The organism is Pseudomonas spelaei (assembly GCF_009724245.1).
Classification (GTDB): Bacteria; Pseudomonadota; Gammaproteobacteria; order Pseudomonadales; family Pseudomonadaceae; genus Aquipseudomonas; species Aquipseudomonas spelaei.
Window position 1 is genome coordinate 137,044 of the sequence record NZ_WNNK01000009.1, and the last position, 20,735, is coordinate 157,778.

General features: G+C 58.2%; 21 protein-coding genes. 5 read left to right on the forward strand and 16 right to left on the reverse strand.

Annotation, left to right across the window (positions count from 1 at the left end):
• Window positions 1-40: 40 nt before the first annotated feature.
• The gene (gene kdgD / locus GNF76_RS12845) at window positions 41-952 is read right to left on the reverse strand and encodes a 5-dehydro-4-deoxyglucarate dehydratase (protein WP_155583521.1); all 912 of its coding nucleotides are present in this window, start codon (window positions 950-952) and stop codon (window positions 41-43) included.
• A gap of 247 nt (window positions 953-1,199) precedes the next feature.
• On the opposite strand from kdgD, the gene GNF76_RS12850 reads away from it, so the two are divergent.
• Window positions 1,200-2,351, forward strand: coding sequence for a phospholipase (locus GNF76_RS12850; protein ID WP_155583522.1), 1,152 nt, complete (start codon window positions 1,200-1,202; stop codon window positions 2,349-2,351).
• Window positions 2,352-2,461: 110 nt separating this feature from the next.
• Here GNF76_RS12850 and GNF76_RS12855 read toward each other — a convergent pair whose 3' ends face one another.
• From GNF76_RS12855 to rplM, 8 genes are all read right to left on the reverse strand, one after another.
• Window positions 2,462-3,211 (reverse strand): FadR/GntR family transcriptional regulator, encoded by a 750-nt coding sequence (locus GNF76_RS12855; RefSeq protein WP_155583523.1) that lies wholly within the window; start codon window positions 3,209-3,211, stop codon window positions 2,462-2,464.
• Window positions 3,212-3,382: 171 nt separating this feature from the next.
• Window positions 3,383-3,802 carry a ClpXP protease specificity-enhancing factor gene (locus GNF76_RS12860; protein WP_155583524.1) on the reverse strand — a complete coding sequence of 140 codons (420 nt, stop codon included), beginning with the start codon at window positions 3,800-3,802 and terminating at the stop codon, window positions 3,383-3,385.
• A gap of 17 nt (window positions 3,803-3,819) precedes the next feature.
• Window positions 3,820-4,437, reverse strand: a complete 618-nt coding sequence (locus GNF76_RS12865; protein WP_155583525.1) for a glutathione S-transferase N-terminal domain-containing protein — start codon at window positions 4,435-4,437, stop codon at window positions 3,820-3,822.
• Between the two features lie 150 nt (window positions 4,438-4,587).
• A complete protein-coding gene (locus GNF76_RS12870) occupies window positions 4,588-5,367 on the reverse strand; it encodes a cytochrome c1 (protein WP_155583526.1) in 780 nt (259 codons plus the stop codon).
• Window positions 5,367-6,578 carry a cytochrome b gene (locus GNF76_RS12875; protein ID WP_155583527.1) on the reverse strand — a complete coding sequence of 404 codons (1,212 nt, stop codon included), beginning with the start codon at window positions 6,576-6,578 and terminating at the stop codon, window positions 5,367-5,369. The genes GNF76_RS12870 and GNF76_RS12875 overlap by 1 nt, the downstream gene beginning before the upstream one ends.
• Window positions 6,578-7,174: a ubiquinol-cytochrome c reductase iron-sulfur subunit gene (gene petA / locus GNF76_RS12880; protein ID WP_155583528.1), complete on the reverse strand. Its 597-nt coding sequence runs from the start codon at window positions 7,172-7,174 to the stop codon at window positions 6,578-6,580. The genes GNF76_RS12875 and petA overlap by 1 nt, the downstream gene beginning before the upstream one ends.
• Before the next feature lie 268 nt (window positions 7,175-7,442).
• Window positions 7,443-7,835, reverse strand: a complete 393-nt coding sequence (gene rpsI, locus GNF76_RS12885; protein ID WP_003216038.1) for a 30S ribosomal protein S9 — start codon at window positions 7,833-7,835, stop codon at window positions 7,443-7,445.
• Between the two features lie 14 nt (window positions 7,836-7,849).
• Window positions 7,850-8,278, reverse strand: coding sequence for a 50S ribosomal protein L13 (gene rplM / locus GNF76_RS12890; RefSeq protein WP_155583529.1), 429 nt, complete (start codon window positions 8,276-8,278; stop codon window positions 7,850-7,852).
• 248 nt (window positions 8,279-8,526) lie between these two features.
• Here rplM and GNF76_RS12895 point away from each other — a divergent pair, with 248 nt between their 5' ends.
• Window positions 8,527-9,567 carry an NADP(H)-dependent aldo-keto reductase gene (locus GNF76_RS12895; RefSeq protein WP_155583530.1) on the forward strand — a complete coding sequence of 347 codons (1,041 nt, stop codon included), beginning with the start codon at window positions 8,527-8,529 and terminating at the stop codon, window positions 9,565-9,567.
• A gap of 114 nt (window positions 9,568-9,681) precedes the next feature.
• On the opposite strand, the gene GNF76_RS12900 is transcribed toward GNF76_RS12895, so the two are convergent.
• Entirely contained in the window at window positions 9,682-10,818 is a 1,137-nt protein-coding gene (locus GNF76_RS12900; RefSeq protein WP_155583531.1) for an acyl-CoA dehydrogenase family protein, read from the reverse strand.
• Between the two features lie 220 nt (window positions 10,819-11,038).
• Here GNF76_RS12900 and GNF76_RS12905 point away from each other — a divergent pair, with 220 nt between their 5' ends.
• Entirely contained in the window at window positions 11,039-11,959 is a 921-nt protein-coding gene (locus GNF76_RS12905; RefSeq protein ID WP_178123323.1) for a GlxA family transcriptional regulator, read from the forward strand.
• 181 nt (window positions 11,960-12,140) lie between these two features.
• Here GNF76_RS12905 and zapE read toward each other — a convergent pair whose 3' ends face one another.
• From zapE to GNF76_RS12920, 3 genes are all read right to left on the reverse strand, one after another.
• A complete protein-coding gene (zapE, locus tag GNF76_RS12910) occupies window positions 12,141-13,235 on the reverse strand; it encodes a cell division protein ZapE (protein ID WP_155583533.1) in 1,095 nt (364 codons plus the stop codon).
• Between the two features lie 78 nt (window positions 13,236-13,313).
• A complete protein-coding gene (locus GNF76_RS12915; protein ID WP_155583534.1) occupies window positions 13,314-14,669 on the reverse strand; it encodes a tryptophan--tRNA ligase in 1,356 nt (451 codons plus the stop codon).
• Window positions 14,670-14,693: 24 nt separating this feature from the next.
• Entirely contained in the window at window positions 14,694-15,323 is a 630-nt protein-coding gene (locus GNF76_RS12920) for an alpha/beta hydrolase (protein WP_155583602.1), read from the reverse strand.
• A 147-nt stretch (window positions 15,324-15,470) separates the two neighbouring features.
• Here GNF76_RS12920 and GNF76_RS12925 point away from each other — a divergent pair, with 147 nt between their 5' ends.
• Window positions 15,471-15,908, forward strand: a complete 438-nt coding sequence (locus GNF76_RS12925) for a Z-ring associated ZapG family protein (protein ID WP_178123310.1) — start codon at window positions 15,471-15,473, stop codon at window positions 15,906-15,908.
• 195 nt (window positions 15,909-16,103) lie between these two features.
• Here GNF76_RS12925 and GNF76_RS12930 read toward each other — a convergent pair whose 3' ends face one another.
• From GNF76_RS12930 to GNF76_RS12940, 3 genes are all read right to left on the reverse strand, one after another.
• Window positions 16,104-17,828: an ABC transporter ATP-binding protein/permease gene (locus GNF76_RS12930; protein ID WP_155583535.1), complete on the reverse strand. Its 1,725-nt coding sequence runs from the start codon at window positions 17,826-17,828 to the stop codon at window positions 16,104-16,106.
• 96 nt (window positions 17,829-17,924) lie between these two features.
• A complete protein-coding gene (locus GNF76_RS12935) occupies window positions 17,925-18,485 on the reverse strand; it encodes a response regulator transcription factor (RefSeq protein WP_029291924.1) in 561 nt (186 codons plus the stop codon).
• Window positions 18,478-19,740 carry an ATP-binding protein gene (locus tag GNF76_RS12940; RefSeq protein WP_155583536.1) on the reverse strand — a complete coding sequence of 421 codons (1,263 nt, stop codon included), beginning with the start codon at window positions 19,738-19,740 and terminating at the stop codon, window positions 18,478-18,480. Before GNF76_RS12940 ends, GNF76_RS12935 begins: the two co-directional genes overlap by 8 nt.
• A gap of 204 nt (window positions 19,741-19,944) precedes the next feature.
• On the opposite strand from GNF76_RS12940, the gene GNF76_RS12945 reads away from it, so the two are divergent.
• The gene (locus GNF76_RS12945) at window positions 19,945-20,658 is read left to right on the forward strand and encodes an SIMPL domain-containing protein (RefSeq protein WP_155583537.1); all 714 of its coding nucleotides are present in this window, start codon (window positions 19,945-19,947) and stop codon (window positions 20,656-20,658) included.
• The last annotated feature ends 77 nt before the right edge of the window (window positions 20,659-20,735 follow it).

Below are 20,735 nucleotides of genomic sequence, written 5' to 3' on the forward strand. Positions count from 1 at the left end.
CGCAAAAAGCCGCTGATTGCTCAGCGGCTTTGGTGATGGGTTATTGCGCGCCTTGCTTGTCGATCAGCGCGGCCAGGGCTTCGTATTCTTCCGGCAGCAGATCGGTCAACGGCGTGCGCACGGGACCGGCGTCGTACCCGACAATTTTCGCCCCGGCCTTGACGATGCTCACCGCGTAACCGGCCTTGCGATTACGGATGTCCAGGTACGGCAGGAAGAAGTCATCGATGATCTTGCCGACGGTGGCGTGATCCTCACGGGCAATGGCGTGATAAAAATCCATCGCGGTTTTCGGGATGAAGTTGAACACCGCCGAGGAGTACACCGGTACGCCCAAAGCCTTGTAGGCAGCGGCGTAAACCTCTGCAGTCGGCAAGCCACCCAGGTAGCTGAAACGGTCACCAAGGCGACGGCGGATCGACACCATCAACTCGATGTCACCCAAGCCGTCCTTGTAACCGATCAGGTTTGGGCAACGCTCGGCCAGGCGCTCCAACAGCGGCGCGGTCAGGCGGCAAACGTTGCGGTTGTAGACCACCACGCCGATTTTTACCGATTTGCACACGGCTTCAACGTGGGCGGCGACGCCGTCCTGGCTAGCTTCGGTCAGGTAGTGCGGCAGCAGCAACAGGCCCTTGGCGCCAAGGCGCTCGGCTTCCTGGGCGTACTCAATGGCCTGGCGGGTCGAACCGCCGACACCGGCGAGGATTGGCACGCTGGTGGCGCAGGTATCTACGGCGGTTTTCACCACCTGGGAATATTCACTGGCCGCCAGGGAGAAGAACTCACCGGTGCCGCCGGCGGCAAATAAGGCAGTGGCGCCATAAGGGGCCAGCCATTCCAGGCGCTTGATGTAACCCGCCTGATGGAAATCACCTTGGGCGTTGAAATCGGTCACAGGGAAAGACAGCAGACCGGAGGAGAGGATGGACTTCAGTTCTTGTGGATTCATTATTCGAACACCCTGGGCAAAGACTATCTGTTGAGAGATTGCTGATGGTTATTTGTTGATGTCGTACGTCATCGTACAACTATAAAAGTATTCGTCAACAGCAATTCATCAGGTCCACGGGCAGCCAGGGTTTTGGCGGCGTCTAAAACGGGCTTCTTGACGTAGGAATTTATTCCTCTATTATCCAAATAACTGTATATACATACAGTTATTAAGGAAGAGTCCTACGACATAGCAAGGAGCTAACATGTCAGTACTTGAATCGGTAACACGCTCGAAAAACCCCTCCCTCCGTTTTGAAGGTGGCGAACACACCGCCATCGGCGACGACACCCTGCTGCGTTTCGCCAAGGACGCACCGGCGATCCCCGGTCGAGAGGTTGAGTTGCACCTGCCCAATGGTCTCGCCCTACGGTATGGCCAGATCATTTCCCTGGGCGGTGATTTCTACGGTATCCCTGGCCAGGCCATCAGCGATGGCGCATCGGCAACCGACCGTGTGCAACGGTTTACTGCGGCGTTCAACTCGCTGGCAGTCCTGCCGGCTGCGCGAGAGGAAGCCGGCAAGATCCTGGCGGTCATGCAAAAGGAGATCAATGCGGTCAACCAGGCGATCAAGGACGGCAAGCAGCCCCACGAGGCTTACGATGCGCTCGGCGATACCTTGTCCGAAGAGTGGAACCGGATTACCGGTGGCGGCAGTGCCGTGTCGGCGATGGTTCCGCTGGGGCGCTACCTGAAACTGGCGGCGGACAACGCTGACCATTTCGGCGAATGGGCGTTGTCAGCTTATTTGGCAGGCCATACGGCGGCACTGCAACAAGCCGTCGTGGCGCATCAAAGTGGTACCGACCAGGCGTTGGAACTGGCTTATGCCATGAACAGCTTTGCGGACCACTTTTTGACCGACCTGTTTTCCGCCGGCCATCTGCGCGTGCCGCGCAAGCAACTGGCCGCGGTGGTGACACCGGGCGAGCTGGGGTCGCTGATCAGCCGTTTTATGCATGACGAAGACAGTAAGTTCGGACTCAACGTACGCAATGCCTTGGGTGATCAGTGGCACGCCTACGGTGATAAACGCTATTTCGACACCAATGACGCGGCCAATCGGGCCCAGGTTAAACGCGCGGTGCAGGCTTCGGCGGACGAGATCTTCGAGACGTTTATCAGCGGTATCGCGCCCTCCCCGGCCAACTTCAAGGCACCGCTGTATGTGCCGGATTTGAATGCGGCGAACAACCCGAACAATAACTTCTCGCCGCTGTTCAAGGCTGAAGGCGACAAGGTGCTGCGCCGCCAGGACGTCAATAACCTCAACGACAAGCACTGGACCAACGACTGGTGGGGCTGGAGCACGTATCTGTTGCTCAAGGACTACAAGCCGAATCAGCCTGATTAAGCGGTAGGAGCTGTCGAACCCATACGATGCGGACACCGTGCAGTTTCAGCTACACCGCAGCGATGCATTCGCAGCCTCGCTAAAGCTCGACAGCGCCTACACAATGACATTCAGCCGCGCTGCGCCTGTGCCTCTTCATGGGCATGACGCAACCGCTCACGACTGTTGGTCAGGTGCAACCGCATTGCCGCCCGTGCCGCATCCGAATCCTGACGGGCAATCGCGTCGTAGATTTCTTCGTGTTCGCGGCTCAGGCGGCTCATGTAGTGTTGTTGGTCATCATGGGCCAAACGCGCGGAGTTCAGGCGAGTGCGCGGGATAATGCTGGTGCCCAGGTGGGTCATGATGTCGGTGAAGTATCGGTTGCCGGTGGACAAGGCAATCTGCAGGTGAAACTGAAAGTCCGACGCTACCGCATCACCGGCGTGGGCAGCGCTTTCGTTCAACGCATCCAGGGCGGCGCGCATGGCCGCCAACTGCTCGTCACTGCGCCGCTGGGCTGCCAGGCCGGCGGACTCCACTTCAAGGCTGATGCGCAGCTCCAGAATCGCCAGCACATCACGCAATGTCACCACCGTGGCCGGGTCGATCCGAAAACCGCTGGGGCTTGGCGTATCCAACACAAAGGTGCCGATGCCGTGACGGGTTTCCACCTGCCCTGCCGCCTGCAACCGCGAGATAGCCTCACGCACTACAGTGCGGCTGACACCATGGGCATCCATGATCGCCGACTCGGTCGGCAATTTATCACCACGCTTGAGCTGGCCGTCGCGGATCTGCTCGGACAGCACCGTGACCAATTCCTGGGCAAGGCTGCGACGCTTGCGGGGAAGACGAGGAGCGGCGCTGGAGTTTTCCATGATGAATCATCTATCTCGGCGAACTAAAGGGGCATCATAGCCCAAGCCGGTTGTACGATCACCGTTCTGTCAGCACTTTCATCTGCAACCTGCAGGCTTTTACTGTGCGCAAAAAAATACCCCGGCAAAGCCGAGGCATTTTTCAACACTTGCCCGAAGGCTTGTGCCTTGTCACTTCACCACTTTCAGACTCGGACGACCGCTGGGACGCGGCGGCTCGGAATCAGGCGGCGGCACATCGTTGTCATCTTCGAGCTCGATCGTATCGTCGTCCTCAAGAGGAGACTCCAGATCAAACACCATGCCCTGGCCGTTCTCCCGGGCATAAATCCCCAGGATGGCGCCGATGGGCACGTACAGCGTATGCGGCACACCGCCGAAACGCCCTTCGAAACTGACCGCTTCATTGTCCATGTGCAGGTGTCTCACGGCACTGGGTGAAACGTTCAGGACGATCTGTCCGTCACTGGCAAAACCTTGCGGTACCTGCACGGCAGGAAACTCGGAATTGACCAGCATGTGCGGGGTGCAATCGTTGTCCACAATCCACTCATAGAGCGCGCGGACCAGGTAAGGTCGACTGGAGTTCATCAGCGGCTCCTTAAGCCTTAGCGCATATCGCGTTCGACACCAGACAGACTCGCCTGGAAAGCCTCACGCGCAAACTGGCGCTCCATGTAATCAAGCAGCGGCTTGGCAGGCCGCGGCAGTTCAATGCCCAGAATCGGCAAGCGCCAGAGTATGGGTAATAGGCAGCAATCCACCAGACTTTGTTCCTCGCTGAGGAAAAAAGGTTTGTCGGCAAATAACGGCGAAACACCCGTCAGGCTCTCACGCAATTCCTTGCGCGCCTGAACGCGAGCCGCTTCTTTGCTGCGCGAATCCAGGATCAAATCGACCAGGCCACACCAGTCACGCTGAATCCGATGGATCAGCAGACGGCTGTTGGCACGTGCCACCGGATACACCGGCAACAAAGGCGGATGCGGGTAACGCTCATCCAGATATTCCATCACCACGGTTGACTCCCACAACGCCAAGTCACGATCGACCAGGGTGGGCAAGCTGCCGTAAGGGTTCACTTCGATCAGTTTCGGCGGGTGACGACCGGCCTCCACACTGATGATCTCTGCGCTGACACCCTTCTCTGCGAGCACGATGCGTACTCGGTGGGAATAGTGGTCGGCGGGGTCGGAGTAACAGGCCAACCGATTGGTCACGCCCATGGCGGTCCTCCTCGCTTGTTGAAATTATTGAAACGCTCAAAAACGAGCGCGCCCAGAGAGCATCTCCGTAACGCCTGGTTCAACCAGACCGTTACCTGTTCAGAGATGCCGCTGGGCGCGCAAGATTAACAGCAATTGCTTACGGTTGGATCAATGCACGTCCTTCCAGTATTCGCGTTTCAGCAGATAAGCGAACACGAAGAAGAAGGCCAGGTACAGCAACACATAGGTACCAATGCGCTGATGCTGCAGCTTCACTGGGTTGGCCGAATAGGCCAGGAAGGTCACCAGGTTCTTGACCTTCTCATCGAACTGCTCTTCGTTCAGCGCACCGGTTTTCGGCATTATGGTCAGTTGATCGCACGCTTCATGAGTCAGCGGCGTACCGGTCAACGGGTCATATTGCTTCTTGCCATCTTCAACGACCTGAACCTGCTTGCATCCTACCACTTGGCGACCCTGCAGGCCGACCAGAACGTTAGGCATACCGACATTCGGGAACACCTTGTTGTTCACGCCGTACGGGCGCGACGGGTCTTCGTAGAAGGATCTCAGGTAGCCGTAGAGCCAGTCGGTACCACGAACGCGCGCCACCAGGGTCAGGTCAGGCGGTGCCGCCCCGAACCAGGTCTTGGCATCAGCAGGTTGCATGCCGATGTTCATGTGGTCGCCGATCTTCGCGCCGGTGAACACCAGGTTCTTGAGCATCACGTCATGGGGAATGCCCAAGTCATCGGCAACCCGCTCGTAACGCTGGAACTTGGCGCTGTGGCAGCCCATGCAGTAGTTGGCGAACGTACGTGCGCCATCTTGCATCGCAGCCTTGTCAGATACGTCGATATCAACTTTTTCCAGGTCCGGGCCATGCTCGGCCGCGAAGGACAGTATCGGCAGGGCCGCAAGAATCAATGCAACGAATAATTTTTTCATCAGCCAGTCACCCTTTCCGGAACCGGTTTGGTCTTCTCGAGCCTGGTGTAGAACGGCATCAGAATGAAGTAGGCGAAGTACAGGAAGGTGCAGACCTGCGACAGCAACGTACGCTCAGGGGTCGGCGCCAATACGCCCAGTACGCCCAGGGTCACGAACGAAATGCAGAACACCCACAACCAGATCTTGCTCATCCAGCCCTTGTAGCGCATGGATTTGACCGGGCTACGGTCAAGCCATGGCAGGACGAACAGCACGGCGATGGCTGCGCCCATGGCGATAACACCCATGAGCTTGTCGGGAATCGCCCGCAAAATGGCGTAGAACGGGGTGAAGTACCAGACCGGGGCAATGTGTTCCGGGGTCTTGAAGGCGTTCGCCTGTTCGAAGTTCGGCTTCTCGAGGAAATAACCACCCATCTCCGGGAAAAAGAACACGATCGAGCAGAAGATGAACAGGAACACCACCACGCCGACGATATCTTTCACGGTGTAGTACGGGTGGAAGGCAATGCCGTCCAGCGGTACGCCGTTCTCGTCCTTGTGCTTCTTGATGTCCACGCCGTCCGGGTTGTTGGAGCCAACTTCGTGCAGCGCCAGGACGTGCAACACCACCAGGCCGAGAATCACGATCGGCAAGGCCACCACGTGCAAGGCGAAGAAGCGGTTCAGGGTGATACCGGAAATCAGGTAGTCACCGCGGATCCACTGGGTCAGGTCATTGCCGATAACCGGAATCGCACCGAACAGCGAGATAATCACCTGGGCGCCCCAGTAGGACATCTGGCCCCACGGCAGCAGGTAGCCCATGAAGGCCTCTGCCATCAGCGCCAGGTAGATCAGCATGCCGAACACCCACACCAGCTCACGAGGCTTCTGGTACGAGCCGTAGAGCAAGCCACGGAACATGTGCAGATAGACCACGATAAAGAACGCCGAAGCGCCGGTGGAGTGCAACAGACGCAGGATCGAACCGTATTCGACGTCGCGCATGATGTATTCGACGGAGGCGAAGGCCTCTTCCGCCGAAGGGGTGTAGCTCATGGTCAGCCAGACACCGGTAACGATCTGGTTGACCAGCACCAGCAGTGCCAGGGAGCCAAAGAAGTAGAAGAAGTTGAAGTTCTTCGGGGCGTAATACTTGCTGAGATGGTCTTCCCACATCTTGGTGGCAGGGAAGCGCGCATCAACCCAATCCATGAACTTGCTCATCAGACTTTCTCCCCCTCGTCGACGCCAATGACAATGACACTGTCAGTCTCGTAGTGATGTGGCGGAACTGGCAGGTTCAAAGGCGCGGGTTGTGACTTGTAGACGCGGCCGGCCAGGTCGTAGTGGGAACCGTGGCATGGGCAGAAGTAGCCGCCGACCCAGTCCTTGCCCAAGTCCGCTGGCGCCACTTCCGGGCGGAAGGTGGGAGAGCAACCCAAATGGGTGCAGATACCGATCAGCAGCAGAATCTCTGGCTTGATCGAGCGAATTTCCTTATCGACGTAAGCGGGTTGGTCGGAATTCTTCGAGTCGGGGTCAGACAGCTGGCCTTCGATCTTCTTCAGATTTCCCAGGATTTCCTCGGTACGACGAACGATGAACACTGGCTGACCGCGCCACTCAGCAATCATCTGCTGGCCTGGATCGATCTTGCTGACATTCACCTTCACCGGTGCACCTGCGGCTTTCGCCTTGGCACTGGGAAACCATGACCCCACGAACGGGACCGCAGCCCCCACCGCTCCTGCAGCACCCACCACGGATGTGGCTGCTACCAAGAAGCGACGCCGGCCTGCATTCACGCCGTCATTGCTCATTCAGTCCTCTCCCATCAGCTTTGTGGCCTGTTAAATCAGGCGTCTACTAAGTGTTAAATCTGAACTTATAAAAATTTTGCCGAATGGTAATGAAAAGCCCCACCTCTGACAAGGTAATTACCCCCGGCCCCAGCTCCAAGCCTTTGAGTATAGGGGGTCTACGGATGTGGCAAGTTGTCACAGTAAAAAAGTTGCCTATAAATCGCAGGCAATAAAAAACGCCCAGCTCCGTGAGGAGGCTGGGCGTTTTCTGGAACGTAAAAGCGAATTAACGCTTCGAGTACTGCGGACGCTTACGCGCTTTACGCAGACCGACTTTCTTACGTTCAACTTCACGAGCATCGCGAGTAACGAAGCCAGCTTTGCGCAGAGCGCCACGCAGGGTTTCGTCGTACTGCATCAGAGCGCGAGTGATACCGTGGCGGATTGCGCCAGCTTGACCACTTACACCGCCACCGATAACGGTGACGTAGATGTCGAACTTTTCAACGGTCTCGGTCAATTCCAGCGGCTGACGAACTACCATACGGGCAGTTTCGCGACCGAAGAAGTTTTCCAGAGTGCGGTTGTTGATCGAGATGTTACCAGTGCCCGGACGCAGGAAAACGCGTGCGGTTGCGGTTTTGCGACGGCCAGTGCCGTAATTTTGAGTCGCCGACATAATGAACTATTCCGTTAAAACTTCAGTTCTTGGGGCTGCTGAGCAGCATGAGGGTGAGCAGCGCCCGCATAGACTTTCAGCTTGCGAAACATATCGCGACCCAGTGGGCCCTTAGGCAGCATACCTTTGACCGCGATTTCGATCGGGGCTTCAGGCTTCTTGGAAATCAGGCCTTCGAAGTTCGAAGACTTGATACCGCCTGGGAAACCGGAGTGACGGTAGTACATTTTGTCTTGCGCTTTGTTGCCGGTAACACGTACCTGCTCAGCGTTGATGATCACGATGTAGTCACCGGTATCAACGTGAGGGGTGTATTCAGGCTTGTGCTTGCCACGCAGACGGCTGGCGACTTCAGTGGCCAGACGACCCAGGGTCTGACCAGCGGCATCGACGACAAACCAGTCGCGCTGAACTGTTTCCGGTTTTGCAGTAAAAGTTGTCATTCTTTAATAGCCTCAGGGGCCGCCCTGTAAATTAGACGGCGGATCTTACTGAATAGTGCGTACTTTGACAAGTCAAAGGCAGCCGGATACAGACGCTATCGGGGGCTCGGGTCAGCGCGTCCGTTCAACGGCAAGATTCTTCGGCAGGCGGCGCATCACTTCCACTGCAGAAAGAGGTGGGCAATTATGCAGATTGCCAAAAAAAATTCAACCTGCTTTTATGATTGTTTTCCCTGAAGGAGCACCCGATGGATTATCGACAGCTGGGCCGAACCGATCTGAACGTGAGCGCGATAGCCTTGGGGACCATGACCTGGGGCGAGCAGAACAGCGAGACAGAGGCCTTCGCACAGATCGAACGGGCCAAGGCCGCGGGGATCAACTTCCTCGACACGGCGGAAATGTACCCGGTACCACCCAAGGCCGATACCTACGCCACCACCGAGCGTTATATCGGTAACTACTTCAAAAGCCGCGGCGACCGTGCCGACTGGATCCTCGCCAGCAAGATCGCCGGCCCCGGCAACACCATCGACTACATCCGTGATGGCCACCTCAAGCACAACCGCAAGCACATCGTCGACGCCCTGGACGCCAGCCTCAAGCGCCTGCAGACCGACTGGATCGACCTCTACCAACTGCATTGGCCGGAGCGCAGCACCAACTTCTTCGGACAATTGGCCTACAAACACAAGGCCGAAGAAAACCTGACGCCGCTGGAGGAAACGCTCGAAGCGCTGGACGAGCAGGTCAAGGCCGGCAAGATTCGTCATATTGGCCTGTCCAACGAAACCCCATGGGGCACCATGAAGTTCCTGGCCCTGGCCGAAGCCCGTGGCTGGACCCGCGCGGTGTCGATCCAGAACCCCTACAACCTGCTCAACCGCAGCTTTGAAGTGGGTTTGGCGGAAATCGCGATTCGCGAACAGTGTGGGCTGCTGGCCTATTCGCCGCTGGCGTTCGGCATGTTGAGTGGCAAATACGAAGGTGGCGCACGCCCACCCAAAGGGCGCCTGAGCCTCTATAGCCGCTTCAGCCGCTACTTCAACGCGCAATCGGAAGCAGCATGCAGCCGTTACGTGGCCTTGGCCCGTGAACACGGCCTGGACCCGGCGCAGATGGCGCTGGCCTTTGTAACGCAACAGCCGTTCGTGACCAGCAACATCATTGGTGCCACGACGCTGGAGCAGTTGGACAGCAATATCGCCAGCGCCGACCTGAAACTGTCAGATGAAGTGCTGGCGGGGATTGAGGCGATTCAGAAGGATCATCCGAATCCTGCGCCTTGATTGATCTCTAGACCGCTATCGCAGGCAAGCCAGCTCCCACATTTGACTGTATTCACAAACCAAAATGTGGGAGCCGGGCTTGCCCGCGATGGCGCCATCAGCAACATCAAGGACTCAAAGCGCCCGCGCAATAATCTCCTTCATGATTTCATTGGTCCCTGCATAAATCCGCTGCACTCGCGCATCCGCCCAGGCCCGGGCAATCGGGTATTCCCACATGTAGCCGTAGCCGCCGTGCAACTGCACGCATTCGTCGAGTACCTTGCACTGCAAATCCGTCGCCCAATACTTGGCCATCGCCGCCGTGGGCACGTCGAGCTTGCCCTCCAGGTGCAACTCCATGCATTTATCGACAAATACGCGGCCAATCTGCGTTTCAGTGGCAATCTCCGCCAACTTGAAGCGAGTGTTCTGAAAGTCAGCAATCGGCTTGCCAAACGCCTTGCGCTCGCGGGTGTATTCCAACGTCCATTGCAGCGCCGCCTCTGCTGAGGACAAGGCGCCAATTGCCACGGTCAACCGTTCTTGAGGCAACTCCTGCATCAAATAGGCAAAGCCCATCCCCGCCTGCCCCAGCAGGTTTTCCTTAGGCACCCGCACATCCTGGAAGAACAGCTCCGAGGTGTCCTGGGCCTTCATGCCGACCTTTTCCAGACGCTTGCCCTTGTCGAAGCCCGGTGTATCCGCTTCCACCAGAAACAGGCTGGTGCCCTTCGCGCCAGCCTTCGGATCGGTCTTGGCCACAACGATGACCAGGTCCGCGAGAAATCCGTTGGTAATAAACGTCTTCGAGCCGTTGATCACGTATTCATCGCCGTCCAGCACTGCGGTGGTCTTGACCCCCTGCAGGTCGGAGCCGGCGCCCGGCTCGGTCATCGCGATGGCCGTGACCATCTCCCCGGAGATCAGCTTGGGCAGGTACTTTTGCTTCAGCGCTTCGCTGCCGTAATGCAGGATGTACGGCGCCACAATGTCCGAATGCAGGGAAAAACCGATCCCGGTCAACCCCAGCCGACTGACCTCCTCGATCACCACCGCGCTATAGAGAAAATCCGCCCCCAGGCCGCCATATTCTTCCGGCAGGTGAGAACAGAGCATCCCCGCCTCCCCCGCCTTGTTCCACAGGTTGCGATCGATATGCCCCTGCTTTTCCCATTGCCCGTGGAACGGCGCAGCTTCTTTTTCTAGGAAGGTGCGCACACTCTGACGGAAGAGTTCGTGCTCCGAGCTGAACAAGGTTCTGGGGATCATGGGTCACCTGTGAGGATTATCAGACGAGAACAAGATCACAGAGCCTAAGCCCCCGAGACGTCACAGGACACTGGACACATGCGACAAAAAATAAGACGATCCAGCCGTCTGGTGACCACTTTCCCCTATAAGAACAAATGAAATTATGTCTAACCAAATCTCCACGCCCTTGCGGCGCGTCAGCATTTTGGCCATTGATCGGGTGTTTGCTTCCACCCTCATGCAAGCCAAGGATTTCTTCCATCTCGCCAGCCTGCGCTACGGCAAACAGCTGGGCCAGGGCCTTACTCCCGCCTTTGAAACCCGCCTGGTCAGCCCCGATGGGCAATCGGTGCGCAGCTTCAGTGATGTAATCATGCCGGTGGACGGTGGTCTGGAAAACGCCGACATCATTGTCCTGCCAGCCTTCTGGGACGATTTCGACTCCCTGTGCGGCCGCTATCCGCAAATCCTGCCCTGGCTACGGGAGCAACACGCCCGTGGTGCCGTGCTGTGCGGCGAAGCCACCGGGGTATTCTGGCTCGCTGAGGCGGGCCTGCTCGATGGCAAGGAGGCAACCACCTATTGGCGCTTCTTCAACGCGTTCAGCGAACGGTTCCCCAAGGTGCAACTCAATCAGGACAAACACCTGACCGACGCCGACAACCTGTATTGCGCCGGTGGTACCACCTCGGCCTGCGACCTCTACATCTATTTGATCGAGCGCTTTTGCGGCGCCAACATCGCCCAAGCCGTGGCCCGCGACATTCTTTATGAAGTGCAACGCAGCTACGCCCCCGGTCGCATCGGCTTCGGCGGCCAGAAACTGCATCAAGACGTGATCATCCTGCAGATCCAGCACTGGCTCGAAGAACACTTCGCCGACAAATTCCGCTTCGAAGACGTTGCCCGGGAACACGGCATGAGCATCCGCAACTTCATGCGCCGCTTCCAGACCGCCACCGGCGACAAGCCCCTGCACTACTTGCAGCGCCTACGGATCGAAACCGCCAAGGGTTTGCTGTCGGGCAGCCGCAAAAGCATCAAGACCATCAGTTATGAGGTGGGCTATGACGATGCGAGCTTCTTTGCGCGGCTGTTCAGGCAGCACACGGAGTTGTCACCGAACCAGTACCGGCAGCAATTCCAGCAAGCCGCCTAGCCAAGGCCAAACGCACCTTCACATGTGGGAGCTGGCTTGCCTGCGATAACGGTGGGTCAGCCATACAAGTGTCAACTGACAGGCCGTCATCGCAGGCAAGCCAGCTCCCACACTTGCCCCCATTCCAAACCATAAAAAAGGCCTGCATCGCTGCAGGCCTTTTTCATTTCGATCACACCACTTAAGGCTTGTGCGCCCGCGACAGGAACTCGTGGGATTGCATTTCCAGCAAGCGGCTCAAGGTCCGCTGGAACTCGAAGTTCAAGCGACCGCCGGTATAGAGGTCCTTGAGTTCAACTTCGGCCGAGATAATCAACTTGACGTTACGGTCGTAGAATTCATCGACCATGTTGATAAAGCGTCGGGCGATGTCGTCGGTGGTGACAGTCATTTGCTCGACGCCGCTCAAGATAACGGCGTGGAAGATCTTGCCCAGTTCGATGTAGTCGTTCTGGCTGCGAGGGCCGTCGCACAGTTCACGAAAGTCGAACCAGGCGACGTCGTCGCAGGTGCGCAGGGCGATGATTTCGCGGTTTTCAATAATCAACTTATCGTTTTCCACGGCCTGGGTGCATTCCGGCGTCAGGGCACGGAAGCTTTTGCGCAGGCTTTCCTGGGCGGCTTCGTCGAGCGGGAAGTGGAACAATTCCGCTTGTTCGAGGTGGCGCAGGCGGTAGTCGACGCCGCTGTCGACGTTAACGATGTCGGTGTTCTGCTTGATCAAGGCGATAGCCGGCAGGAAGCGCGCGCGTTGCAGGCCGTCCTTGTACAGGCCGTCTGGCACGATGTTCGAGGTGGCGACCAGGGTCACGCCGTTCTTGAACAGTTCTTCCATCAGCGTGCCGAGGATCATGGCGTCGGTGATGTCGGAGACGAAAAATTCATCGAAACAGATCACCCGCGCCTCATCGGAGAAACGCTTGGCGATGATGGTCAGCGGGTTTTTCTCGCCAGGAAGGGTCTTCATCTCTTCATGCACACGCTTCATAAAGCGGTGGAAGTGAGTGCGGACCTTTTCCTTGAACGGCAGCGCTTCAAAGAACGTGTCCACCAGGTATGTCTTGCCCCGGCCCACGCCGCCCCAGAAATACAGGCCCTTGACCGGCGCTTGGTCTTTCTTGCCAAACAGTTTGCTGAACATCCCTGGCTTGTTCTGCGAGGCCTGGACCAGATCGTCGTACAGGCGCTGCAAATGACGCACCGCAGTTTCCTGGGCGGCGTCATGGAAGAATTCGGGGCGCTTCAGATCAGCTTGATATCGTTCTAGGGGCGTCATAATTCGTTAGCAAGGCAACAAAAACGGGCCGCCACTGTAACGACGGCCCTGAAGAATGGCAATCAACCCTTGGTCGGGTTAATCCTCGATTGGTGTCAACGCCACGCGCAAGGCGTCGATGGCAGCATCGCGCGATGCGCTGTCGGTGAAGGCCGGACTGTCGGCCACGGCCGCACCTTCCAGCCAAACGCTGAAGCTCAACGCTTCGCTGCGTACGTCCAGGTCCTGACCCGACTGCAGTTGCTTGGTCACGGCGCCCGCGGTTTTACCATCGGCAAAATTGCGCGACAGCAGCAGTTGCTCACCTTCGGCGGCCAACAGGCGGAAGCGGAAGCTGCCGTCGTCTTCACGGAAACTGACGAAGCGTGCAGCTTTCGCGGCTTTCTTCTTGGTACTGGCGGCAACCGTGGTCTGGTTGACGAACGAACGCAGGCCAACTGCTTCACGCAACTCACTGAGGAACGGAGCAGCCACGGCACGGGCTTTCTTGGCACCGATCAACAGCAGGTCTTCCATGTCCGAAGGACGCGACATCAACTGGTGGTAACGCTCACGGGCTTCGCCCAGTTGACCGTCCAACAATTGGAACAGACGGTTCTTCGCCTCACCCCAGCCCAGGCCTTGCAGCAGTTCGCCACGGAATTCTTCTTCCTGAGCCTTCGAGGCAAACGCCTGGAACAAGGTGAACAGGTGGGAGTTATCCGGATCCTTGGCTTCGCCTGGCGCACGGGAGTCGGTGACGATCCGCGAGATGGCGTCTTTCATGTCTTTGGCGCTGGTGAACAACGGAATGGTGTTGTCGTAGCTCTTCGACATCTTGCGGCCATCCAGGCCCGGCAAGGTAGCGACGCTTTCTTCGATCAGCGCTTCAGGCATGGTGAAGAATTCTTTACCGTTGCCGAACAGGTGATTGAAGCGCTGGCCGATATCCCGGGCCATTTCCACGTGCTGGATCTGGTCGCGACCGACGGGCACCTTGTGGGCGTTGAACATCAGGATGTCCGCCGCCATCAGCACCGGGTAGCTGTACAGGCCCATGGTGATGCCTGCATCCGGGTCTTCAGCGTTTTCCAGGTTCTTGTCTACCGAGGCCTTGTAGGCATGCGCACGGTTGAGCAGGCCCTTGGCCGCCACACAGGTCAGCAGCCAGGTCAGCTCGGGAATTTCCGGGATGTCGGACTGGCGGTAGAAGGTCACCCGGTTCACGTCCAGGCCGCCGGCCAGCCAGGTCGCAGCGATTTCCATACGCGAGCGCTGGATGCGCTGCGGGTCATCGCATTTGATCAGGGCGTGGTAGTCGGCCAGGAAGTAGAAGGAGTCGGCATTGGAGTCCTGGCTGGCAAGGATCGCCGGGCGGATGGCGCCCGCGTAGTTGCCCAGGTGCGGCGTGCCGGTGGTGGTAATGCCGGTGAGGATACGGGTACGAGTCGTCATGGGTAATCGCTTATCAGACTGCTATCAATTCGAAAGGCGCGGCAGCACCAGATCCTTGAGATCGGTCAGCTTGCCATGAAAAAAGTGTCCGCATTCTGCCACTTTCAGCAGCTCATGGGGGCGATTCAAGGCCGCAGACCAGTCGTAGACGGTCTGGGGATCAACCACTTCGTCGGTTTCCGGCTGGATCAGGGTCAGTGGGCAGTTCTGCGGCAGCACGTCTTGATCACGCAAGCGCATGACCGCAGCCGCCACCATGAACAGGTGCGCAAGCTTTTCACCCTTGGCCTCCAGGCGACCGCCGAGACTTGCTGCAACATACCCGCCGAAGGAAAACCCCAGCAGGGTAATGGGCAGGTCGGGATGTTTTTCACGCAGCCAGGTGGCCGCCGCTTCGGCGTCATCCACTTCACCGGTCGACATGTCGTGAGTTCCGGCGCTGGCGCCAACGCCACGATAATTAAAACGCAACGTGATCAAACCCGCATCGCGGGCGGTGCGTTGCAGGGTCGAAATCACTTTATTGAGCATGGTTCCACCCTGCACCGGGTTAGGGTGACAGATCAGCGCCAGGCCACGTGGCTCGGGGTGATCCAGATACAGGGCTTCCAGTTGGCCTACCGGGCCATCGATCAAAACAGGGGTTTCACGCATCAGCAAGGAAGGAACTCCGTGACCTCTCAAGGGGTCGACTCGTCTAGCTAAAAGTCTGTGCATGGCATCATTGCGAGCTTAATCGCGGTATACAGCGCAGGTCCGAGCCGTTAACGTAAAGCAAAGCCGTTTATAGAGGAAGGACTCGTGGAACACTCGCTCTTAGTTTGGTTGTTGCCGACTCTCGCCTTGGTTGCCGGTGTCGCCATTGGATTCCTGGTTGCTCGCCTGCTGCCGAATGCGGCGCCTAACCGCACGCAGCGTCAGTTGGATGACATTCAGGAACGTTTTGACAGTTATCAGAACGAGGTTGTTACCCACTTCAACAGCACCGCGACCCTGGTGAAAAAACTCACTCAGAGCTATCAGGAAGTACAGGATCACCTCGCCGAGGGCGCCAACCGTCTGGCCCTGGACGACATCACCCGTCAGCGTCTGCTGGCCGCGCTGCATTCCGATGTGCCGCAAGCTCCACGGGAACGCCTGACCCCTCCACGGGAACATCAGGAACCACCTAGGGACTACGCGCCAAAAACGCCGAACGCGCCAGGCATGCTGGATGAGCATTACGGCTTGAAGAAGTAATAGGCTTTCAAGCGACATAAAAAGCCCGGCTGATCGATGATCAGCCGGGCTTTTTGTTGGGTGTACCGTCTGCCAAATAGCACAAACATGTGGGAGCCGGGCTTGCCCGCGATAGCGGCATATCAGATTACATCTCTGCTGCCTGACATACCGCTATCGCAGGCAAGCCAGCTCCCACACTGACCGTGTCCGGTCTCAGGACACCGGTTGTTCCTGCAACTGCCCCTGCTCGATCCGCACATGCCGCCCATGGAAGCGCTTGAGGCTGCTGCGGTGACCAACGCTGACGATGCTCAAGCCCGGCAGTTCATCAATCAGCGCCTGGTACAACGTCGCCTCATCCTCCTCGTCCATGGCCGAAGTCGCCTCGTCCATGTACAGCCATTGCGGCGCGAATAACAGCGCACGGGCAAAGGCCAAACGTTGCTGCTCACCCGGCGAGAGCATGCGTTGCCAGTGATTGGCCTCCTCCAGACGGCTGACCAGATGCGGCAAGCGGCAGGTTTCCAGGACCTGTGCATAACGTTCAGCGCTATAGACCGAGTCCTCCTGTGGATAACTCAGCACCGCCTTCAAGGCACCAATCGGCAGATACGGCTTCTGCGGCAAGAACAGATAACGTGCCGCCGGCAGGCGAATCGCACCATGACCGTTGGGCCAAAGGTGCCCCATCGCTCGCAGCAACGTACTTTTGCCACTGCCCGAACGGCCACTCAACATCACCCGCTGGCCCGGCTCTACCACCATGTCGGCATTGCTCAGCAAGTGACGGCCATCGGCCAGGTCCAGCCCGAGTCCTGTCAATGCCAACTCGGCACCTAGGTTCTGCACCTCGATCGCCGGTGTGCGTGCTTCGTTGTCGCTCATGGCCTGGTGGAAGCTCAGCAGACGATCACTGGTAGCGCGCCACGAAGCCAGCTCGGAGTAAGCACTGATAAACCAGCTGAAGTTCTCCTGCACATTGCCGAACGCCGAGTTGATTTGCATCAGCTCGCCCAGCTCGATCTTGCCGGTGAAATAGCGCGGCGCCGCGACGATGAACGGGAAGATAATTGCAATCTGGCCGTAACCGGCGGTAAAGAAGGTCAGGCGCTTGGACACTTTCATGATGTCCCAGAAGTTGAGCCAGACCTTGCCGAACCGTGTGCTCAGACGCTGATTCTCGTTGGGTTCACCGTTATACAGAGCAATGCTCTCGGCGTTCTCTCGCACCCGTACCATGGAGAAACGCAAGTCAGCTTCGAAGCGTTGTTGTTGGTTGTTCAGCCCGATCAACCGGCGGCCGATCAAGTGAGTCAACCAGCTGCCGACACCGGCATACACCAAGGCACACCAGAACATGTAGCCCGGAATCGTGATGCCGAATACTTCGATGCTGCCGGAAACGCCCCACAGAATGATGGAGAACGACACCAGGCTGACGACGTTGCGCAGCAGCCCCAAGCCGAGGCCCAGGGTACTGGTAGTAAAACTGTTAAGGTCTTCGGAAATCCGCTGGTCCGGGTTATCGGTGTAACCGCCCTGTTCCAACTGGTAGTAGTTCTTGTCGGCAAGCCAGCGGGCGAAGTGCTTTTCGGTAAGCCAGGCCCGCCAGCGAATCGTCAGCATCTGAGTCAGGTACAGGCGATACACCGCACCCAGGATCGCCACGGCGGCAATCGCGCCGAAATAGCCGATCAATTGCCAGAAGGCGGCGGTGTCCTTCTTCTCCAGAGCGTTGTAGAAATCCTTGTACCAGTGGTTGATCCACACGGAAATGGCCACGCTGAACAGCGATAAACCGATCACCGCGATCAGCAACAACCAGGCCTTGCCCTTCTCTTCACTGCGCCAATACGGCGTGACCATTTGCCAGACTCGGCGGAAAAACTGCCCGCGCACAGCATCGTTGACCGCGGAATATTCAGCGTTCTGATTCATGGATAAGGCTCGATAGGGAAAAGAACACACACAAGCCGATCATAGAGGATCGGCTCGTGCGGTCGAGAGCGGCGCTGATATTTGTTCAGCGCGGGTTCAGCGCCGAACCGGACGCTTTTGCAGCTTGCGCTGCAAGGTCCGGCGGTGCATGCCCAGGGCGCGGGCGGTGGCGGAGATATTGCCTTCGTGCTCGGTCAGCACCCGTTGGATGTGCTCCCACTGCAGGCGGTCGACAGACATCGGGTTTTCCGGCACCAGAGTGTCGAGGTCGGCGTGCTCGGAGAGCAACGCGGCCAGTACATCGTCGGCATCCGCCGGCTTGCACAGGTAGTTGCAGGCACCCCGCTTGATGGCCTCGACGGCGGTGGCGATGCTGGAATACCCGGTAAGGATCAGCACGCGCATTTCCGGGTCCAGCTCCAACAGCTTGGGCAACAGCACCAGGCCTGAGTCGCCGTCCATCTTCAGGTCCAGTGCCGCGTAGTCCGGCAGATCGGCCTGGGCGATGGTCAAGCCTTCTTCGGCGGAGCCCGCCGTGCTGACGCGAAAACCGCGACGGCTCATGGCCCGCGCCATGACGCGGGTAAAGGTGGCGTCATCATCTACCAGCAGCAGGTGCGGCAGTTCTTCGCCTTCGACTTGGATCTCGTCACTCATCGATGTCTCCTCGTGCGACACGGGGCAGGCGCAGCTCGGTGAGCGTGCCACCTTCCTCATGACTGTAGAGTTTCACTGAGCCGCCAGCGCGTGTCACGCTGGCCTTGCTCAAAAACAGGCCCAGGCCAAAACCTTTGCCCTTGGTGGTAAAAAATGGTTTGCCGATCTGTTCGGCAATGGCCAGCGGCACACCGGCGCCGTGGTCGCGAATGCTGATGGTGAGGTTTTCCTGGTCCCAGTCCAACTGCACTTCCAGCCCTTCCGGGCAAGCATCGGCGGCGTTGTTCAGCAAGTTCAGCAGCGCCTGGGTCAAATCCGGCGGTGGCGCCATGCGCGGTACTGTGCCCTGCCCCAGCAAATGGAAGCGGTAACTGGCTTCGGGGCGCATCAGGTGCCAGCGGTTCAGGGCTTCGTCCAGCCACTGGGTGACGTCTTGCATCTCTATCGCCAGGCGGCGGTTGGCTTCGGCGGCGCGTACCAACTGCTGCAAGGTTTGCTTGCACGCCTGGACTTGATCCTGCAGCACGCTCAAGTCGTCCTGCAAGTCTGGATGATGATGGTCTTGGCGCATTTCCTTGAGCAGCACGCTCATGGTGGCCAACGGCGTGCCCAACTCATGAGCCGCGCCGGCCGCCTGGGTGGCAACGGCCAACAGTTGCTGGTCCCGCAGGCCTTCTTCACGGCGGATCGCCCGCAACTCTTCCTGACGGCGCAGCTCTTCAGCCATGCGCGCAGCAAAGAACGTGATCACGGCGGCGGACAGCGCAAAGCTCAGCCACATGCCATAGATCTGCAGGTTTTCCCGAGCGATGGGGAAGGTTTTCAGCGGATAGAACTGAGCCAGCAGCAGGGTGTACAGGGTCAGGGCGATGCCGGACAGAATCACCGAATAACGCCAAGGCAACGTCACGGCAGCGATGGTCAGCGGCACTAAATAATAAGAAACGAAAGGATTAGTGGAACCGCCGGAGAAATACAGCAACACACTGTGGATAAACAGGTCGCAGGCCAGTTGCAGGGCATATTCCAGCTCGGTCACCGGCCATGTAGTGCGCAGGCGGATGGCGGTAAAGGCACACAGCACCGTGGAAAACCCGAGGGTCACGGCCAGTTGCAGCCAAGGCAGCGGCAGCAGGTCGAGCCAATAGGCCAGCCCTACGGAGCCGGCCTGTGCGGCCAGGACCAGAGTACGGATGAAGGTCAATCGCCACAGGTTCTGGCGAGTGGCGGAAGTCAGTTGTACGGGGGCGAGCATGAGCTCTCCTGATGAGCGCTCCAGGCGGATCGCACCGAGTATAAACGAAGCAACGACGCTGGCACGGCGTGTGTGGCTCTTTGACGCAGGCACCACGCACGACCGCTCGTCGGCACTCCGGCTATTTGTAGAGAATGTGTAACCCGCCGAACCAGACCATCCCGTCTACAGTCATACCGATTACGATTATCCCAAGGAGCTTCTATGTCACGTTTCATTCGCAGCGCAGCCGTTATCACCCTCGGTGTCGGCACTCTTGCCAGCCTGCCGGCCCTGGCCGCCGCTGAGCTGCACTACAACCAAATCTCCCTGCGCGCCGAAGTCAGCCAGGAAGTCGCCCGTGACCAGATGATCGTCACCCTTTACACCGAATCCCAGAACAGCGACCCAGCCAAGCTCGCCGCTGAAATCACCACGACCATGAACAAGGCGCTGGCCCAGGCTCGCGAAGTCAAAGGTGTGACCTTGCGTCAGGGCAGCCGCAACAGCTACCCGATCTACGACAACAAGAACCAGAAAATCACCGGCTGGCGTGAACGTGCCGAGATACGCATGGAAAGCTCGGACTTCGCCGCCCTGTCCAAGCTCACCGGTGAAATGCTGACCAACCTGAAAATGGACAGCATGGACTTCGCCATCGCCAACCCGACCCGCAAGGCCAGCGAAGATGCCCTGCTCAAGGAAGCCGTCACCGCGTTCAAGGCCCGTGCCCAACTGGCTACCGATGCGTTGGGAGGCAAGGGCTACAAGATCGTCAACCTGAACTTCAACACCAACGGTTATCCACAGCCTTATGCTCGTGGCGGCATGATGATGAAGGCGGCGGCGATGGACTCGGCACCCACGCCTGAAGTCGAGGCAGGTACCAGCCAGGTTAATATGACGGCCGATGGCGTGATCGAAGTCCAGATGCAGTAACCCTTACCTGACAGACCCCAACGGCGGTAACCTCGGTGACCGCCGTTTTCGTTTGGGCAGCCTTCACCTGCCACTTC

Bases quoted from the DNA above. Each gene is read 5' to 3' on its own strand.
- GNF76_RS12900 (WP_155583531.1), bottom strand. From the start codon at position 10,818: ATGATCCCCAGAACCTTGTTCAGCTCGGAGCACGAACTCTTCCGTCAG.
- GNF76_RS12870 (WP_155583526.1), bottom strand. From the start codon at position 5,367: ATGAAAAAATTATTCGTTGCATTGATTCTTGCGGCCCTGCCGATACTG.
- petA (WP_155583528.1), bottom strand. From the start codon at position 7,174: ATGAGCAATGACGGCGTGAATGCAGGCCGGCGTCGCTTCTTGGTAGCA.
- GNF76_RS12935 (WP_029291924.1), bottom strand. From the start codon at position 18,485: ATGAGTGACGAGATCCAAGTCGAAGGCGAAGAACTGCCGCACCTGCTG.
- GNF76_RS12860 (WP_155583524.1), bottom strand. From the start codon at position 3,802: ATGAACTCCAGTCGACCTTACCTGGTCCGCGCGCTCTATGAGTGGATT.
- rpsI (WP_003216038.1), bottom strand. From the start codon at position 7,835: ATGTCGGCGACTCAAAATTACGGCACTGGCCGTCGCAAAACCGCAACC.
- GNF76_RS12895 (WP_155583530.1), top strand. From the start codon at position 8,527: ATGGATTATCGACAGCTGGGCCGAACCGATCTGAACGTGAGCGCGATA.
- GNF76_RS12875 (WP_155583527.1), bottom strand. From the start codon at position 6,578: ATGAGCAAGTTCATGGATTGGGTTGATGCGCGCTTCCCTGCCACCAAG.
- zapE (WP_155583533.1), bottom strand. From the start codon at position 13,235: ATGACGCCCCTAGAACGATATCAAGCTGATCTGAAGCGCCCCGAATTC.
- kdgD (WP_155583521.1), bottom strand. From the start codon at position 952: ATGAATCCACAAGAACTGAAGTCCATCCTCTCCTCCGGTCTGCTGTCT.
- GNF76_RS12865 (WP_155583525.1), bottom strand. From the start codon at position 4,437: ATGGGCGTGACCAATCGGTTGGCCTGTTACTCCGACCCCGCCGACCAC.
- rplM (WP_155583529.1), bottom strand. From the start codon at position 8,278: ATGACAACTTTTACTGCAAAACCGGAAACAGTTCAGCGCGACTGGTTT.
- GNF76_RS12905 (WP_178123323.1), top strand. From the start codon at position 11,039: ATGCAAGCCAAGGATTTCTTCCATCTCGCCAGCCTGCGCTACGGCAAA.
- GNF76_RS12915 (WP_155583534.1), bottom strand. From the start codon at position 14,669: ATGACGACTCGTACCCGTATCCTCACCGGCATTACCACCACCGGCACG.
- GNF76_RS12940 (WP_155583536.1), bottom strand. From the start codon at position 19,740: ATGCTCGCCCCCGTACAACTGACTTCCGCCACTCGCCAGAACCTGTGG.
- GNF76_RS12945 (WP_155583537.1), top strand. From the start codon at position 19,945: ATGTCACGTTTCATTCGCAGCGCAGCCGTTATCACCCTCGGTGTCGGC.
- GNF76_RS12920 (WP_155583602.1), bottom strand. From the start codon at position 15,323: ATGCGTGAAACCCCTGTTTTGATCGATGGCCCGGTAGGCCAACTGGAA.
- GNF76_RS12930 (WP_155583535.1), bottom strand. From the start codon at position 17,828: ATGAATCAGAACGCTGAATATTCCGCGGTCAACGATGCTGTGCGCGGG.
- GNF76_RS12855 (WP_155583523.1), bottom strand. From the start codon at position 3,211: ATGGAAAACTCCAGCGCCGCTCCTCGTCTTCCCCGCAAGCGTCGCAGC.
- GNF76_RS12850 (WP_155583522.1), top strand. From the start codon at position 1,200: ATGTCAGTACTTGAATCGGTAACACGCTCGAAAAACCCCTCCCTCCGT.